Annotated in this window: 13 protein-coding genes and 2 pseudogenes; 4 read left to right on the top strand and 11 right to left on the bottom strand. The window is 66.7% G+C overall.

The annotated features are described in order from the left end of the window. Positions 1-2: 2 nt before the first annotated feature. The 6 genes and pseudogenes from H1R19_RS03350 to H1R19_RS03325 all read right to left on the bottom strand — a co-directional run bounded on the left by H1R19_RS03350 (position 3) and on the right by H1R19_RS03325 (position 5,792). Positions 3-1,088 carry an alpha/beta fold hydrolase gene (locus H1R19_RS03350; protein WP_188329414.1) on the bottom strand — a complete coding sequence of 362 codons (1,086 nt, stop codon included), beginning with the start codon at positions 1,086-1,088 and terminating at the stop codon, positions 3-5. Positions 1,089-1,152: 64 nt separating this feature from the next. Continuing rightward, positions 1,153-2,083: pseudogene (locus tag H1R19_RS03345) on the bottom strand (MerR family transcriptional regulator). A 6-nt stretch (positions 2,084-2,089) separates the two neighbouring features. Further along, entirely contained in the window at positions 2,090-2,413 is a 324-nt protein-coding gene (locus H1R19_RS03340) for a DUF2516 family protein (protein WP_188329413.1), read from the bottom strand. 72 nt (positions 2,414-2,485) lie between these two features. Continuing rightward, positions 2,486-3,775 carry a histone H1-like repetitive region-containing protein gene (locus H1R19_RS23340; protein WP_219850568.1) on the bottom strand — a complete coding sequence of 430 codons (1,290 nt, stop codon included), beginning with the start codon at positions 3,773-3,775 and terminating at the stop codon, positions 2,486-2,488. Between the two features lie 3 nt (positions 3,776-3,778). Then, positions 3,779-4,303, bottom strand: coding sequence for a helix-turn-helix domain-containing protein (locus tag H1R19_RS03330; protein WP_244970854.1), 525 nt, complete (start codon positions 4,301-4,303; stop codon positions 3,779-3,781). 148 nt (positions 4,304-4,451) lie between these two features. Continuing rightward, positions 4,452-5,792, bottom strand: a complete 1,341-nt coding sequence (locus H1R19_RS03325) for a DUF445 domain-containing protein (protein ID WP_188329411.1) — start codon at positions 5,790-5,792, stop codon at positions 4,452-4,454. A gap of 41 nt (positions 5,793-5,833) precedes the next feature. Between H1R19_RS03325 and H1R19_RS03320 the strand changes: the two genes are divergently transcribed. Next, a complete protein-coding gene (locus H1R19_RS03320; protein ID WP_188329438.1) occupies positions 5,834-6,715 on the top strand; it encodes a TetR/AcrR family transcriptional regulator in 882 nt (293 codons plus the stop codon). Then, complete coding sequence (locus tag H1R19_RS03315) at positions 6,712-7,539, top strand: SDR family NAD(P)-dependent oxidoreductase (protein WP_219850567.1); 828 nt, start codon at positions 6,712-6,714, stop codon at positions 7,537-7,539. Before H1R19_RS03320 ends, H1R19_RS03315 begins: the two co-directional genes overlap by 4 nt. 91 nt (positions 7,540-7,630) lie before the next feature. Here the strand turns inward: H1R19_RS03315 and H1R19_RS03310 are convergent, their stop codons facing one another. Next, positions 7,631-8,809: a benzoate/H(+) symporter BenE family transporter gene (locus H1R19_RS03310; RefSeq protein ID WP_219850566.1), complete on the bottom strand. Its 1,179-nt coding sequence runs from the start codon at positions 8,807-8,809 to the stop codon at positions 7,631-7,633. Between the two features lie 74 nt (positions 8,810-8,883). On the opposite strand from H1R19_RS03310, the gene H1R19_RS03305 reads away from it, so the two are divergent. Together H1R19_RS03305 and H1R19_RS03300 are read left to right on the top strand one after the other, a co-directional pair. Further along, entirely contained in the window at positions 8,884-9,423 is a 540-nt protein-coding gene (locus H1R19_RS03305) for a helix-turn-helix domain-containing protein (protein ID WP_219850565.1), read from the top strand. 126 nt (positions 9,424-9,549) lie between these two features. Continuing rightward, positions 9,550-10,488: pseudogene (locus H1R19_RS03300) on the top strand (hypothetical protein). A 153-nt stretch (positions 10,489-10,641) separates the two neighbouring features. On the opposite strand, the gene H1R19_RS03295 reads toward H1R19_RS03300, so the two are convergent. The 4 genes from H1R19_RS03295 to H1R19_RS03280 form a co-directional block, all read right to left on the bottom strand. Then, positions 10,642-11,427 carry a heparin-binding hemagglutinin gene (locus H1R19_RS03295; protein ID WP_188329406.1) on the bottom strand — a complete coding sequence of 262 codons (786 nt, stop codon included), beginning with the start codon at positions 11,425-11,427 and terminating at the stop codon, positions 10,642-10,644. Positions 11,428-11,763: 336 nt separating this feature from the next. Further along, a complete protein-coding gene (locus tag H1R19_RS03290) occupies positions 11,764-12,648 on the bottom strand; it encodes a 3-hydroxybutyryl-CoA dehydrogenase (RefSeq protein ID WP_188329405.1) in 885 nt (294 codons plus the stop codon). A gap of 246 nt (positions 12,649-12,894) precedes the next feature. Beyond that, complete coding sequence (gene aceA, locus H1R19_RS03285; RefSeq protein WP_188329404.1) at positions 12,895-14,190, bottom strand: isocitrate lyase; 1,296 nt, start codon at positions 14,188-14,190, stop codon at positions 12,895-12,897. A 470-nt stretch (positions 14,191-14,660) separates the two neighbouring features. Next, entirely contained in the window at positions 14,661-15,440 is a 780-nt protein-coding gene (locus tag H1R19_RS03280) for a hypothetical protein (protein WP_244970853.1), read from the bottom strand. Between the last annotated feature and the right edge of the window lie 23 nt (positions 15,441-15,463).

Below are 15,463 nucleotides of genomic sequence, written 5' to 3'. Positions count from 1 at the left end.
CCTCAGCCGATCGACTGCGTCTCCCGCGAGCTCTCGGCCACGACCTCGTCGAGGAGCGCATTGAAGGATTCCGCCGCCTCGATGCTCGACATGTGGCCGACACCCTCGTAGACGACGAGGTCGCGCAGATTCCCGTTGCGTCGCAGCACATCAGCGATCTGCTCGGCATGGACGCGCGGAGTCAGACGGTCCTCTGTGCCGACGACCACGGTGGTCGGCACCGTCAGCGCCTCGAGGCCTGCGGTGACATCGAGTTTGCCCATTGCCGACCCCCAACCTGCACGCGAACGCGGCGGGCAGGCGCCGATCATGTCGTCGACGAAGTCGACGTGCGCCTTGCGCGCGTTCGGACCGAGCGCGATGTAATGCGAAAACCGCACGCCGTAGGGCGTTTTCGGGATCGGCACCGGTACCGAGGTGATGACCTTCGAGACCGCGGGGGCGAACGGTTTGGCGTACACCGGCAGATCGACCGGGATGAGGGTGTGATTGTCCATGACCGCCTTGGCCGCGGTCGACACCAGGACCACCGCCGACACAAGCGAGCCGACCTTCTCGGGATTCTGCGCCGCCCACGACATGATCGTCATGCCGCCCATGCTGTGCCCCACCAGGATCGCGCGTCGCCCGGCAGGCACGGTGGCCTCCAGGACCGCGTCGAGATCCTCGCCGAGCATCGCGATCGTCGGGCGGCGTCGTCCACGTTCGCTGAGGCCGTGGCCGCGCTGGTCGTAGGCGATCACACGACGGGAGCCACCCTCGGAGGCGGCGAGGTGGTTGATCTGCGGGTACCAGTACGCGGTGTTGCAGGTCCAGCCGTGCACCATGACGATGAGGTCGCCCTCATCGTCGGCGTCCCCGTACACCTCGACATTGAGCCTGGTGCCGTCGGGAGTGCGGACGTCGAGCCGCTCGGGCTCGGCATCGGGCTTCGTCAACAGTTCGTCGGGGCCGTCGTCCACGGCGAGCTCGGCGCGCAGCGCCGCGCGGCCGATCCCCGCAAGGATGGTCCCTACGCCCACTCCGACCGCTCCGGCTCCGACCGCAGCGGCGATCCCGCCCACGCTTGCCAACGACTTCCTGTTCACCGGAACTCCTCACCTCGGATGGGCCGCCCGCTGCGGGGACCCGTCGAGCGCACCGAGATCGAACTCAGTGCCCCGTCTCGGTGTTCAATGTACCAATATCCGTTGTCGCATAACCCGGCTGTGCCTGGTCATCGGTTGCCGAGGTCCCCGATGGTCGGCGCATCGGCATGTCCGTCGTCGGCAGGGCCATCGTCGGCAGGGCCATCGTCGGCAGGGCCGTCATCGGAGGGTCCGTCGGTGTCGGTTGCGGTGGGATCGGACACCACGTGTGCGGGAATCTCGGCGTCGAAATAGGTGGCGGCCTGGCCGATCGCCTTGGAGATCTGCTCGTCGAGTGCCCTGCGGAAGGTCGTCTCGACGATCTCGTGCGCGATCGGGCGGACGGTCTGGATGAGGTCGGCCATCGCACTCACGCCGGCCTCACCCAGGTCGGGCAGGTTCTCGTCGAAGTACTTGTCGGTGATGATCGACACGAAGCTGGTGGCGACGTCCTCGAGATCTTCCTGGACACGCACCCACCGGTCGAGCAGGACGTCGATGTCGACGCCGCTCTTGACCAGGATCTCGGCACCTTCGAGCAACTCGGGGTTGCGGATCGCGTAGTGCGCGCCGTCCTTGGCCAGCAACCCGAGCTTCTGGCTCAGTGCGATCGACCGGTCACTGGCGTTGAGCGTCTTGCGCAGCTCGGTGATGGTGATCGTCGCGGCTCGTTTGAAGTTGCGGAATCGGCCGCCCTTCGGCGTCCCGCGCAGGACCTGTTCGACGCGCATGCCGTGGTGAGCGGCGTGCAGGAGCTCACTGATGGTGGCGAAGGTGTACCCGCGTTCGAGCATGCGGGAGATCAGGTTCAGCCGGACGAGGTGCTGATCGGAGTACCAGCCCGCCCGTCCTCGGATGGTGGGCGGCGGAAGCAGTCCGCGGTCCTGATAGACCCGGATGTTGCGAACGCTGACTCCCGACGCGTCCGCGAGCTCATTGATCCGATACTCCGCCACGACCCGTCAGGCCCTTTTGCTGAACCAGGATTTGCCCTGGATGTCGTCGACCCGCTTGCGCACGTCGACGAGGTACACGAGCATCGCGACCACGCCGACGATGTACAGCAACGACGGCGCCTGGAAGAACCAGATGAACAGCGACGCCGCGGCCAGGATCGCCACCCAGATCACCTTGGACTGCCGGTCGACCGCGGTGAACGCGTCCGGACGCTGTATGGCCGCATGGATCAGTGCGACCACCGCCGCGACGCCGGCGACCACCGTCAGCGCCCACAAGATCAGATTCTGGCCCGCTGCCATCACATCGAAGAATCCCACGCCGAACACTGTAGTCGCGTGTGCCCCGCTTACCGCAGCACCCTACGACGCGCGCACCGCTTGCAGGTGTTCGACGGCAGATCAGCCGGCGTCGGGAGCCGCTTTCTTGGCCGCTGCCTTCTTTGCCGGCGACTGCTTGGCCGGGGCCTTCTCGGCGGCGGTTTTCCTGGCGGTCGAGTTGCCGGCTGTTGCCTTCTTGGCTGCTGTCTTCTTGACAGGCGCCTTCTTGGCTGTTGCCTTCTTGGCGGGGGCCTCGGCAGGGTTAACCTTTTTCGCCGCAGTCTTCTTCGCGGCGGTCTTGGTCGCTGGAGCTTTCTTTGCCGGGGCTTTCTTCGCGGCAGCCTTCTTTGCCGGAGCTTTCTTCGCGGCAGCCTTCTTCGCCGGAGCTTTCTTCGCGGCAGCCTTCTTCGCCGGAGCTTTCTTCGTGGCAGCCTTCTTCGCCGGAGCTTTCTTCGCGGCAGCCTTCTTTGCCGGAGCTCTCTTCGCGGCAGCCTTCTTTGCCGGAGCTTTCTTCGCGGCAGGCTCGGCCGCCGTCGGCTTGGTCGCGGCAGCCTTCTTCGCCGGAGCCTTCTTTGCGGCAGCCTTCTTGGCGGCAGGCTTCTTCGCGGCAGCCTTTTTGGCGGCAGCCTTGCCGGCGTCGGCCCGCCCGCCGGTGACCGGCGATCGAGAAGGCTTGTCCGCCTGCGCCCTGTCCACCACCGCCCTGGCCTCCGCGACCATCGCCGCCGCCTTCGGCGACAGCGACTCGGGGACAACACTTCCCGCAGCCTCGGGTTCGGAGGTGTTCGTCGGCCCCTCGTCGCCACCGTCGGTGAGGTTCGCCAGCTTCAACGCCCGTTCCCCGACGGCGCGCGTCTGCTCGGAGATCGTTCCCAACGCATCCTCGGTGAGCCCCACCGCATCGCTGTACACCTTCTCGAGCTTCGGCAAGCTATGCCCGACCAGCGGCTGCGCCTTGATCTTCTCCACAGCCTCATCGCGCCGCTGAGACAACGCGGTCAGCAAACCGGCGGCAACCGCGAGATACGCCTCGGCAACCCTCCGCAACTCCTCCGGCGAGAACCGGGCCCTGAGTTCCTCGATCTCCGCGGGCAATTCGACCGGCAGAGCCGACAACCGGGTCTTCGCATCCTCGAAGACCGCCGACGCAGTCACCAGCGCCTCATCGATCCGGGCCTGCGCATCGTCACGAGAACCGGCAAGCTTCGCCTGTGTCGACCCAACAGTCTCGGCAAGCCTCGACTGCGTCGACCCAACAGTCTCGGCAAGCCTCGACTGGGCCTGCTCGCTCGCTGCCTCACCACGCTCACGCGCCTCGGCCAGCAAGGCGGCCACCTGACCCACGGCTGTCGTCAACGGGTTCTCGCTCATCAGCTACTCCTTGCCGGTCGACTCGATCGTGTTCTCTTTGCGAAATGACTCATAGATCTCCAGCAACATCTGCTTCTGACGCTCGTTGATGGAGTCATCTGCGATAAGAGCATCACGAACCGGGCTCGCGGGCCGTTCTTCGAGAATCCCCGCTCGCACGTACAGAACTTCCGCGGACACGCGCAGGCCCTTGGCGATCTGCGCGAGAACATCCGCGGACGGCTTTCGTAGTCCACGTTCGATCTGGCTCAGATAAGGATTACTGACACCCGCCCGTTCGGCGAGCTGACGCAACGACACCTTGCCCGCCACCCGCTGCGACCGGATGAAGGCACCGATGTCCTGCGCCGCATTCGCCACCGCTTCGACGGCCTCCACCGCGATCGCAGTCGTACCCTCCGCGCCGCCCTCCGAGTCCTCTGAGGACTCCGAGTCGTCTTTGGACTCGACCGCTTCCGACGCGGCGGGGTCGGGTTCACCGGCCGAGGCGTCACCGTCGTGGGGCACCTCGTCGTTATCGGGCTGCATCAACGTTCCCTTCATCCGGTGTCCGCGCGGAGTACCGCAATCGGGTGTCCGGCGTTGTCCGATTCTCGACCCGTCCCCAGTATCGGCGCCACTGCTAACACGTGCAAGCACACAGCTAATGCCGTGGCTGAGGTCGGTCGAATCGATGTCAGGAGAAGATCAGCACCGACGTCGAGTAGATGACCAGGCCGGCGAGCGCGCCGACGACGGTGCCGTTGATCCGGATGAACTGAAGATCTCGACCCACCTGGAGCTCGATCTTGCGGCTGGTGTCGTCGGCATCCCAGCCGCGCACGGTCTCGGTGATGACGGAGATGATCTCCTGGCTGTAGTTCACGGCGACGTGATGCGCGACGCGCGCCACCCAGCCGTTCATCTTCTCCTGGAGCGGCCGATCGTCGCGGATCCGCTCGGCCAACTGGATGATCGAGTCCGACAGCGTGTTGCGCAGCGTGCTGTTCGGGTCGGAGAGCATCTGCTCGATGACGGCCTTGCCGGTCTTCCAGGCGGTCGACGCCGCGCCGGTCACCTCGTCGCGCCCCACCAGCTCGAGTTTGATGGCCTCGAACTTGGCGATCATCTCGGGATCGTTCTGTAGGTCGTTGGCGAACTTCTCGACGAATTCGTGCATGGCACGGCGCAATTCGTGGTCGGGATCGGCGCGCACCTTGTAGGTGAACTCGACGAGTTCGCGATAGATCTTGTCGCCCACCAGATTGTTGACGAACTTCGGTGTCCACTGCGGTCCGTCACGATCGAGAACCCTCTCGACGAGGTCCTGGCTGCCGACCGCCCATTCGTGGGCGCGGTCGCACAGCATCTGGAAGACCGGCTCCAGACGATCCTCGGCGATCAGCTGTTCGAGGATGCGGCCGGTCGGCGGCGCCCACTGCGGTTCGGCCGCCCACTTCAACGCGGCCTGGATCAGTTGTTCGACGTCCTCGTCGCGCAGCATCTCCGATGCGAGCTGGATCGCACGCGCCGCCTCACCGGACACCCTCGGGGCATTGCGCGGATCGGCCACCCACGTCGACAGTCGCCGCGGCAGATCGAGCTGTTCGGCACGGAAGACCACCACCTCGGGAGTCATGAAGTTCTCTTCGATGAAACCGCCGAGCTGGTCGCCGATGTCGTCCTTCTTCTTGCGGATCAGCGCGGTGTGCGGGATCGGGATACCGAGCGGGTGCCGGAACAGGGCGGTCACCGCGAACCAGTCGGCGAGCGCGCCGACCATGCCCGCCTCCGATGCCGCCCGCACATACCCGACCCAGCCGGCGACGTCGGTGCCGTCGCGGTGCTCGAGGTAACGGGTGAACAGATAGACGATCGCCGCGAAGACCAGGAACCCCGTCGCGACCACCTTCATCTTGCGGAGGTCTTTGCGCCGGCCCGCGTCCCCGGCGCTGTCCGCGCCGAAACCGGGCGAAGAACGCTTCGCCGGGCGGTCGTCGCGCTGACCGGCGACTTGTGAGAAGACTGTCGATGCCATGGAACCAGTGTCACCCATCGAGCGACTACGCTGGCGGCGTGATGGCCAACCGCCCGAATCCCGCAGCCGCCGCGCGCGCAGCAATGGCGGCCGCGGCCAACGTGACGCGTGGCCTCGAACAGGTGCTGACCACGGTCACCGAATCAGTCGCCGAGACCGGAGCCAAGCCCGACGGACGCAAGCAGCGTTGGGAGAAACACAAGCTCGCCCGGCGCACCGAGTTGACCGACGGAGTGATCGCCGCGGTCCGCGAGCTCGGCGCCGACGTCGGAATGGACGAGATCGCCGCCCACATCGGGGTCTCCAAGACGGTCCTCTACCGCTACTTCACCGACAAGAGCGATCTCGGCGTCGCCACCACGGTGCGGTTCTTCGAGACCACGATCTGGCCGCGACTGACCGACGCGATCTCCGACGACGTCGACGAGTACACCCTGACGCACACCATCATCGGGGTGTACGTCCACGCCGTCGACGACGAGCCGAACATCTATCGATTCGCACTTGCCAGTTCGCCCACATCGTCGCCGGCACCGGCGGATTCGGTCCGCCTGGTCTCGCAGCTGGTGATGAGCAGCATCACGATGCGGATGGACGAGCGGGGCGCCGACACCACCGGCGCCGAACTCTGGTCGCACGCCCTCGTCGGCGGGATACAGCATGTCGTCGACTGGTGGATGACCAACAGGACACTCGACGCCGACCAGGTCGTCGACTATCTGACGATGATGGTGTGGAGCGCAGTGGTCGGAGTGTGGAAGGTCAACGGTTCTCGAGAGGCGTTCCTCGCTTCTCCGCCAGCTCTTTTCGACCCGCCGGAAGACGGTTCGCCGGCGGACGTACGGGCGCCGGAATTCCCCGCGGCGGATTTCCCGGCACCGGATCACCCGGCCTCCGAACCCGCACCGCCGAACGCATCATGACTCGCGTCGCGCTGGTCACCGGCGGCAGTCGTGGCGTCGGGTTCGGGATCGCCCGGGCGCTCGTCGACGACGGATGGACCACCTACGTCACCTCACGGAAGGGCACCGGGCCCGACTGCGCCATCGCCTTGCCGTGTGACCACACCGACGACGACGCCGTCGCCGGAATCTTCAGCGAGATCTCCACCAGAAGCGGCCAACTCGACCTTCTCGTCAACAACGCCTGGGCCGCGCCGCGCGGTTTCGGCGGCTTCTCGGATCCGTTCTGGAAACGTCCCGTCGACGACTGGGACACCCTGATCGGCGTCGGGCTGCGCGCACATTATGTGTCCTCGGTGTTCGCGGCGCGTCTCATGACGACGACAGGACGCGGACTCATCGCGAACATCTCGTCCTTCGGTTCGCGCGGCCACCTGCACTCGGTGTTGTACGGGATGAGCAAGACCGCACTGGACAAGATGGCCGCCGACATGGCCGTCGAATTGCAGGGCACCGGCGTCAACGCGGTCTCGTTGTGGCTCGGCCTGATTCGCACCGAACTCCTGATGTCCCTCGGGATCGACGAGTTCGCGGGATTCTCGCTGGCACGAGCGGAGGACCCGGAGTTCGTGGGCCGGGTCATCTCTCGACTCGCCACCGACCCCGCCCTCGCCGACCTCAACGGGCACTCCCTGGTCACCGCCGAACTCGGCGCCTCCTACGGCGTCGTCAACAACGATGGCACGCCTCCGGATTCGCATCGCGCCGCGTTCGGCGGCGGTCCGCTGTTCCCGCCGGCCTCGGCCCCCGCGCCAACGCTGGTGCCCGAGAAAGACACCCGATAGGCAAGGACCGACCCGTGCGCGCGGTCGAGGGTCAGCACATGGACACCGCGGGCAACGGCGGCCACCCGGCACCGCCGCCGGCGATCTCTGGTCACCCCCGCCGCCGCAGAATTTCGTGCGACACCAGGCCGATGACGAGCGCCCAGAAGGCACCACCGATACCGCCGAACGTCACCCCCGCGGCCGCGGTCACGAACGTGAGGGCAGCAGGGATACGGAACTCGATCTGCTCGAAGGCCCCCATCAGCGCGGCGACGAAGGTCGCCAGGAGGGCCAGGCCGGCAACAGCTTCCAGTAGCCCATCGGGCGCAATGGCCGTGATGGTGACCAGCGCGCCGGAGAGCACGGCGAGTAGCAGGCTCGTCGACCCGGTCGCCACTCCCGCGACCCAGCGTCGTGACCTGTCCGCCCCCGCTTCGGGTCCCGCGGCGAGCGCGGCGGACAGTGCGGCGAGGTTGACCGCATGCCCGCCGAACGGCGCACCGATGACGGTCCCGGCGCCGGTCACGAACATCGCAGGCCGCCAGGGCGTTTCATAGCCGAACGACTTGAGCACCGCCACCCCCGGCACGTTCTGCGACGCCATCGTGACGATGTACAGCGGGATCGCCAGACCGACAAGCGCTCCGGCGTCGAAGGTCGGTGTCGTCCAAGCGAGTTGCGGCCACCACGATTGCCCCGCCCAGCCGTCGTAGCCGTCGAGCGCGAGGTGGACGCCGATCACGACGAACGCCGTCACGAGCGCGAGCGGCAGCGCCCACCGGGTGAGCCAGCGCATCGCGATCAGCCATACCGCGAGAATCGGGATCGTCGACCAGGGTTGTGCCGCCAGCGAAGTCATCGGTGCCAGGCAGAGAGTGAGAAGCACACCGGCCAGCATCGCCTGGGCGATGGGCGTCGGTATGCGTCCGATCAGTTCACCGAGCGCCGGTACCAGGCCGGTGGCGAGGATGAGCAGGCCCACGACCAGAAACGCGCCGACCGCCGCCGACCAGCCGGCGTCGTACGACGCGCCCGTCGACGCGAGTAGTGCGGCGCCCGGCGTCGACCACGCCAGAGTGACGGGTCGGCGTGTGCGCAGTGACAGCAGGATCGTCCCGAGCGCGAACATCACCGTCAGCGCGAGCAGACCGGACGCGGCCTGGACCGGCGTCGCCCCGACCGCCCGCAGACCGGCCACCACCACGACGAACGACGAGGTGAACCCCACCAGCGACGTCACGACACCGGCGATGATCGGCTCGCTCACGGAGGTCGGGCTGCTGGTCATGTGGCGAGCATAGCGGTATCGTTCCGTAAACAGAACGAAGTAGTCCAGCGGACACCACTGGCGGAGTTGAGGCGATGACGCACGGCGACGACCGACGACGCACCGTCGGCACCCGGATCGCGACGTTGCGGACCCGCCGCGGCATGAGCCTGTCCGCACTGGCCCGCGAGGCCGGCATCGGCAAGGGATCGTTGTCCGAACTCGAAGCCGGACAACGTAATCCCACCCTGGATACCCTCTACGCCGTGGCCGGCCCGCTCGGGGTTCCGCTGACGGCACTTCTCGGCCAGGAGTCCGGGGCCGAAGGCGCAAGCCCATACCTCGCCGCGCGACTGCTCCACGTCGAGCACGTGCCCGACGCCGGCACCGTCGAGGTGTTCTGGCTGCAGGTCACCCCCGGCGGTGTTCGCGAATCCCCCGCACACGGCCCCGGCGTCGTCGAACACGTGCACGTCGTGAGTGGTCACCTCGTCGCCGGTCGCGTCGGCGAGGAACGGACCGCCGGGCCCGGGCACTCGCTGCAGTGGATCTCCGACGTCCCCCACACCTACCGCAGTGACGACGGCGCCCTCGCGGTCCTGACCATCCGGTCTCCCGAGACCCCCGCGGGCTGACCTCCTTCCCGCCGGGTGGCTTCCCTCCCGCTTATTGGAGCCAATCAGCGGGAGGGAAGCGACCCGGCGGGAACGAAAAGCGAATGGCGCATGGAGCCGATCTGCCCTCCGTTGCGTCGAACAGAGATGACCAGTTATCCCGTGGACCGGTTCGGTCTCATCCGTCGCGGCGTCGCCCTCGCGGCCGCGTTCTCCGACAATCAACTCGCCGCCGCGGTCAAGAACGGCGACCTCATCAGGCTTGTGCCGGGAGTCGCGGTCGAGAACTGCACCGACTTCGGCGGCCACGAGGGAGCGCAGAAACTCCACCGGCTGACGGCGATCGCCGTCGTGACCTCTGAGTACTCGACAGGACGAGCTCTCCCGTTGAGTCACGCCTCCGCGGCAACCGTGCTGGGCGTCCCCTTGCTGAACCCCGAGATCGATCGCGTCCACGTCACCAACGGCAAGCACTCCGGCGGGGCGGTCCTGACATAGCGGCACGTGCACGCCGCGCCGGTCGACGACGATGAGATCGTCGAGGTCGACGGGATCAGCGTGACAAGTCTCGAACGGACGGCCGTCGATGTGGCAACCACCGGAGACTTCGCGCAGGCACTCACCGCGATGGATCAGGCCCTGCGAGCGGGCTCCGATCGGGCCGTCATCGACAGGATCCTGGCGTCGCGTCGCCGGAAGGGCATCCGGGTCGCACGACGCGCACTGGCGCTCGCCGACGGTGCGTCGGAGAGCGTCGGCGAATCGTGGAGCCGTGCACAGATGATCGAAGCCGGCCTGCCGACACCACGACTCCAGCATCATTTCCACTGCCGCACAGGTAGTTATCGAGCGGATTTCGATTGGGACGAGTTGCTCATCGGCGAGTTCGACGGGATGGTCAAGTACGGACGTCTCAGAGCGCCCGGACAGACCGTCGCGGATGCGGTGATCCAGGAGAAGTTGCGCGAGGACGAGCTCCGCGCGCTGGGTGCGGTCGTCGTGCGCTGGACCTGGCCTCTACTCGAGAGCGGTGGGCTCGTCGAACTCCTGCGGCCCTGGCTGGTGAAACTGGAGCTGGCTGCTTGACCCTGCCACCTTTTGACCCCGCCACGTTCCCGCCGGGTCGCTTCCTTCCCGCTAATTGGACCCAATAAGCGGGAAGGAAGCCATCCCGCGCGAAGGAAGACGAAACAACGCCCCCGCGTGATGCGGGGGCGTTGTGTTCGACTGTGCGAGAGACTACTTCGCGGTGGTCGGCTTCTTGGCCGGAGCCTTCTTGGCCGGCGCCTTCTTGGCGGTGGTCTTCTTGACCGGGGGCACCGGGGTGGTCTTGGCCTCGGCGACCTTGTTGGCCGGCGAAGCCTTGGCAGCGCGACCCTTGGCCTCGACAGTGCCTGCGGCGCCGTCGAGTTCCTTGGCCGCGTCGTTGGCCTGCTCCTTCACGACACCGCCGGCCTCTTCGATCGCGACCGCGACGTCCTCGACCTCTTCGCTCACGCGACCGGCCAGCTTGGCGGCACGATCACCGACGAGGCGGGTCTGGGTGGACACGACGCCGAGGGCGTCCTCGGTGAGGTCGACCGCGTCGTTGTAGACCTTCTCGGCGCGGGTCAGGTTCTCCTGGACGACCGGCTTGGTGCGCAGGCGGTCCAGGGTGGCCTCGCCGCGCTCGGCGAGCGAGGTGTAGAAGCCGTAGGCCTTCTCCACGTACGGGTCGGCGAGACGCTTGAGCTCGTCGGCGGTGAGCTTGCCGCGCAGCTCCTCGAGGTCTCCGGGGACCTCCTCGGAGAGCGACTCGATACGGGTCTTGGCCTCGCCGATCCGCGACTGGGCGGTCTCGGGCAGCTCGTTCAGCAGGGTCTTGGTCTCGCTGTAGCGGGCCTCGAGACGCGACTGAGCGGTCTCGGCAGCAGCCTCGGTACGTTCGCGCAGCTCGGTGAGCTTCTCGGTGACCTGGGTGAAGGCGTAGTCACCGGCGCCGACCGCGGCGTAGAGGGGGGCGTAGTTTCGTTCGGTGGTGGTCACAGTGGACTCCTTTTGGTTGGGTCACCAATCGCGCTGCAGCACATGCGGTCTCGCTCATCTCGGCATCATCGCCGGGCGCATGTCGGGGGATTCCGTCGCCTGTCGCTTGATTGTGCGGTATCGCAGACCATCGGTGCTCGGGTCCGCAACCGCGCGAGAGAAGGGGAACCGCGGCGCCATCGGTATTGGTGTTTCCATCCTCAAGTATCCACGCCGTGCTAGCAAATGCAAGCATTCTGCTAACACTGGTGGCGTAAGTCACTTCCATCGACCGGTTCCGAACGGCAATCCAGACATCGCCGCAGGTGAGCGGCGTCAAGGGTCGCTGATCGCGAACTACCGGCCCGAGCCGTTCTGCTCGTACCGGTAGAAGCCGCGGCCGGCCTTCTTGCCCAACCGGCCCGCCTCGACCATGCGCAGCAGCAGTGGCGGGGGCGAGTAGAGCGGCTCCTTGAACTCCTCGTACATCTTGTCGGCGATCGCCTTGACGGTGTCGAGGCCGACGAGGTCGCTCAGTTTCAGCGGCCCCATCGGGTGGGCGCATCCGAAGACCATCGCCTTGTCGATGTCCTCGACGGTGGCGAAACCACTCTCCACCATCCGGATCGACGAGAGCAGGTACGGAACCAGAAGTGCGTTCACGACAAAGCCCGAGCGGTCGGCGGATCGGACGACCTGCTTGCCGAGGATGTCGTGGGCGAAGGCTTCCGCCCGCGCGGTGATCTCCGGTGTGGTCATCAGGGTCGTGACGAGTTCGACCAGCGGGAGCACCGGCACCGGGTTGAAGAAATGCATCCCGATCACGCGTGCGGCATTCTGAGTTGCCATGCCCAGCTTCATGATCGGGATGGAGGAGGTGTTCGACGCCAATACCGCGCCAGGGTCGGTGACGACCTTGTCGAGCGCGGTGAAGATCTCGGTCTTGACGACCTCGTCCTCCACGACGGCCTCACATACGAGTTCGCGGTCGGCGAAGTCGCCCAGATCCGAGGTGAAGCGGAGACGGCACGACGCCTGCTCGCGCTCCCGCTCGGTCAGCTTGCCGCTGGACACCCCGCGGTCGAGCGAGCGCAGGACACGCGTGCGTCCCTCGGCCGCGAGTTCGCGGGTCGATTCATAGACCAGCACGTCCACGTCCGCGCGTGCACACACCTCCGCGATACCGGCGCCCATCTGGCCGGCGCCGACGACGCCGACACGGGAGATCTTCTGGCCTGTCATGTCGACTCCTTGGAGAACTGCTCGGACCGTGGTGACCACCCGGAAGGGCCGAAGCGGTTCGCGAGGTTGGAGATCAAACGATCTCGAGTCGAGATCCGTTGCGGGCGAGCCGGTGTGCTCCACCCAGGTGTTGAGATGATTCGGCCGCGGATAAAACGAGCCCGGGGTGAGCGGGTCTGAAACCTGCTCACCCCGGGTCGTCTGTCAGCCACGAGCACACCTCACACAAGGTGCGACGAGGAGTTCCTAGTGGAACTGGCCTTCCTCGGTCGAGCCCTTCAGAGCTGCGGTCGAGGTGTTCGGGTCGACGGTGGTGGCGATGCTGTCGAAGTAGCCGGCGCCGACCTCACGCTGGTGCTTGACGGCGGTGAAGCCACGCTCCTCGGCGGCCTTGAACTCGCGGTTCTGCAGGTCGACGAAGGCGCTCATCTGCTCGCGGGCGTAACCGTAGGCCAGATCGAACATGCCGTAGTTGAGCGAGTGGAATCCGGCCAGCGTGATGAACTGGAAGGTGAAGCCCATGGCGCCGAGCTCGTTCTGGAACTTGGCGATGGTGCTGTCGTCGAGGTGCTTGCTCCAGTTGAACGACGGGCTGCAGTTGTAGGACAGCAGCTGGTCGGGGAACTCGGACTTGACGGCCTCGGCGAACTTGCGGGCGAGCTCGAGATCGGGGGTACCGGTCTCCATCCAGATCATGTCGGCGTAGGGCGCGTAGGACTTCGCACGCTCGATGCACGGCTCGATGCCGTTCTTCACGTGGTAGTAGCCCTCGGCGGTGCGCTCACCGGTCACGAACTGCTTGTCGCGCTCGTCGACATCCGAGGTGATCAGGGTGGCGGCCTCGGCGTCGGTGCGCGCGATGACCACGGTGGGGACACCGGCGACGTCGGCGGCCAGGCGAGCCGAGTTCAGCGTGCGGATGTGCTGCTGGGTGGGGATGAGCACCTTGCCACCGAGGTGGCCGCACTTCTTCTCCGAGGCGAGCTGATCCTCCCAGTGGGTGCCTGCGGCACCCGCGGCGATCATGGCCTTCTGCAGCTCGTAGACGTTGAGGGCGCCACCGAAGCCGGCTTCGCCGTCGGCGACGATCGGCACGACCCAGTTGTCGACGGAGTCGTCACCCTCGACGCGGGCGATCTCGTCGGCGCGCAGCAGCGCGTTGTTGATACGACGCACGACGTTCGGGACCGAGTTGGCGGGGTAGAGCGACTGGTCGGGGTAGGTGTGACCCGACAGGTTCGCGTCACCGGCGACCTGCCAGCCCGAGAGGTACACGGCCTTCAGGCCGGCGCGGACCTGCTGCACGGCCTGGTTACCGGTGAGGGCGCCCAACGCGTTGATGTAGCTGCCGTCGCCCTTGGTCACGCCGTCCCAGAGGATCTCGGCGCCACGACGGGCGAGGGTGTGCTCCTCGACGACCGAACCCTGGAGCTGGGCGACCTGCTCGGCGGTGTAGTCGCGGGTGATGCCCTTCCAACGGGGGTTGGTGTCCCAGTCCTGCTGGATTTCCGCGGCGGTACGGGGCTTTCCGACGTTGCTCATTGGCTACTTCGCTTTCGTTGTCCTGCTCGTCCCGACCGGGTCGGATCGGGCGACCGGCCCGGCGTGCGCCGGGGCCTGGAGTGCTGACAGACATCCGACCTCGTTGCCCGAAAGGCGGGAGCTGATCCTCGGCGTCAGTCTCGGCCGAAAATTTGCGAACCCTCGTGCGTGAGTCGGTGGTGCCTGAAGCAAGGGTGCCACACAACAAAGTCGCAGGTCCAACCCTCGATAGCTGTAAATCTGGGTTATTTTTTGACCACGGCTTGCAAAGTTTGCAAATCTTGATCTGTGAAAGACCCCGGCTCACGAGCCAAAAAGTACGTCCGTACTGGGATTTCCTACTCGCGAGTAGGCGCCACACAGACGAGGAAACCCCCACGCCCCGGAAGGCGGGCGGGCGCCGATACCGGCCCTTCTGTGACGTCCTTCACACTTCCATTACGCCGCCATGCGGCCGTGCGCGTCGTCGATCAGGGGGTGGTGACGCGTTCGACAGCCGCGTCGAAGAGGTTGGTGAAGGTCTCGGCGTCGACGGGTTCGGCCGGCTCGGTCGGTGGTGTGGTCGCCGGTGTCGCGGTTCCCGACACCGTCAGCTGCACGGTGACCCGGCCCGACGTCGGCCGGTCGAGTGCGGCGTATCCGGCGAAACCGATCTGGCGGCGGACACCCCCGTCGGGCAGCGTCGTGGTCACCTCGGACCGCGTGAGCAACATCTGCTCCCCCGCGATCAGCCCACCCTCGATCTCCGGTGCCGGCAGCTCGGTGTACTCGGTGACCACGCGACTGCCCGCGAGGTTGCCCGAGGTGATCTCGGTGGTGGTTCGCGCGCAGCGGCCGGTTGTCGTGAGGCGGTCGGCGTCGATGTCGCGAGGCGCGGTCGTGACCAGTTCGACGAGCCCGCCAGAAGCGCCGTCACGCGCGGCGAGAACCGCAGAGTTGTCGGCCGACAACTGCCCGTTCAGCGCGGCATCAGCGGTCGGCCGGCAATACTCCGGCGTGACCCTGGTGGATTTCGCGGCCTCGATCCCGGCCCGGTTGCCCGCCGTGAGCTCGCTGACCGACAGCGGGGCGAGGGTGAACCCGGCGGGGAGGACCGACGCCGAGAGAAGCAGATCCGCAGCGGCCCGCGGCGCAGGTGCGGCGGCGGGCTCGGAGGAGCATCCGCCGACCACGGTGAGCGCGCACACCGCGATGACGCTCGGCGCGAACAGTCCCGTGGGGACACGACGTCGGCCGGCGAGGGAGCGCACGCGGTCACCGTACCCTGTAGAAG

It is taken from the genome of Gordonia jinghuaiqii, from assembly GCF_014041935.1.
In the GTDB taxonomy this organism is placed as follows: domain Bacteria; phylum Actinomycetota; class Actinomycetes; order Mycobacteriales; family Mycobacteriaceae; genus Gordonia; species Gordonia jinghuaiqii.
Note: the sequence above shows the minus strand (reverse complement) of the source record. Positions and strands in the feature narration are given on the sequence as shown.

What these genes read in the sequence shown, in the direction of transcription:
- H1R19_RS03315 (WP_219850567.1), top strand. Translation starts at nt 6,712, where the DNA reads ATGACTCGCGTCGCGCTGGTCACCGGCGGCAGTCGTGGCGTCGGGTTC.
- H1R19_RS03320 (WP_188329438.1), top strand. Translation starts at nt 5,834, where the DNA reads ATGGCCAACCGCCCGAATCCCGCAGCCGCCGCGCGCGCAGCAATGGCG.
- H1R19_RS03330 (WP_244970854.1), bottom strand. Translation starts at nt 4,303, where the DNA reads ATGCAGCCCGATAACGACGAGGTGCCCCACGACGGTGACGCCTCGGCC.
- H1R19_RS23340 (WP_219850568.1), bottom strand. Translation starts at nt 3,775, where the DNA reads ATGAGCGAGAACCCGTTGACGACAGCCGTGGGTCAGGTGGCCGCCTTG.
- H1R19_RS03305 (WP_219850565.1), top strand. Translation starts at nt 8,884, where the DNA reads ATGACGCACGGCGACGACCGACGACGCACCGTCGGCACCCGGATCGCG.
- H1R19_RS03290 (WP_188329405.1), bottom strand. Translation starts at nt 12,648, where the DNA reads ATGACAGGCCAGAAGATCTCCCGTGTCGGCGTCGTCGGCGCCGGCCAG.
- H1R19_RS03325 (WP_188329411.1), bottom strand. Translation starts at nt 5,792, where the DNA reads ATGGCATCGACAGTCTTCTCACAAGTCGCCGGTCAGCGCGACGACCGC.
- aceA (WP_188329404.1), bottom strand. Translation starts at nt 14,190, where the DNA reads ATGAGCAACGTCGGAAAGCCCCGTACCGCCGCGGAAATCCAGCAGGAC.
- H1R19_RS03310 (WP_219850566.1), bottom strand. Translation starts at nt 8,809, where the DNA reads ATGACCAGCAGCCCGACCTCCGTGAGCGAGCCGATCATCGCCGGTGTC.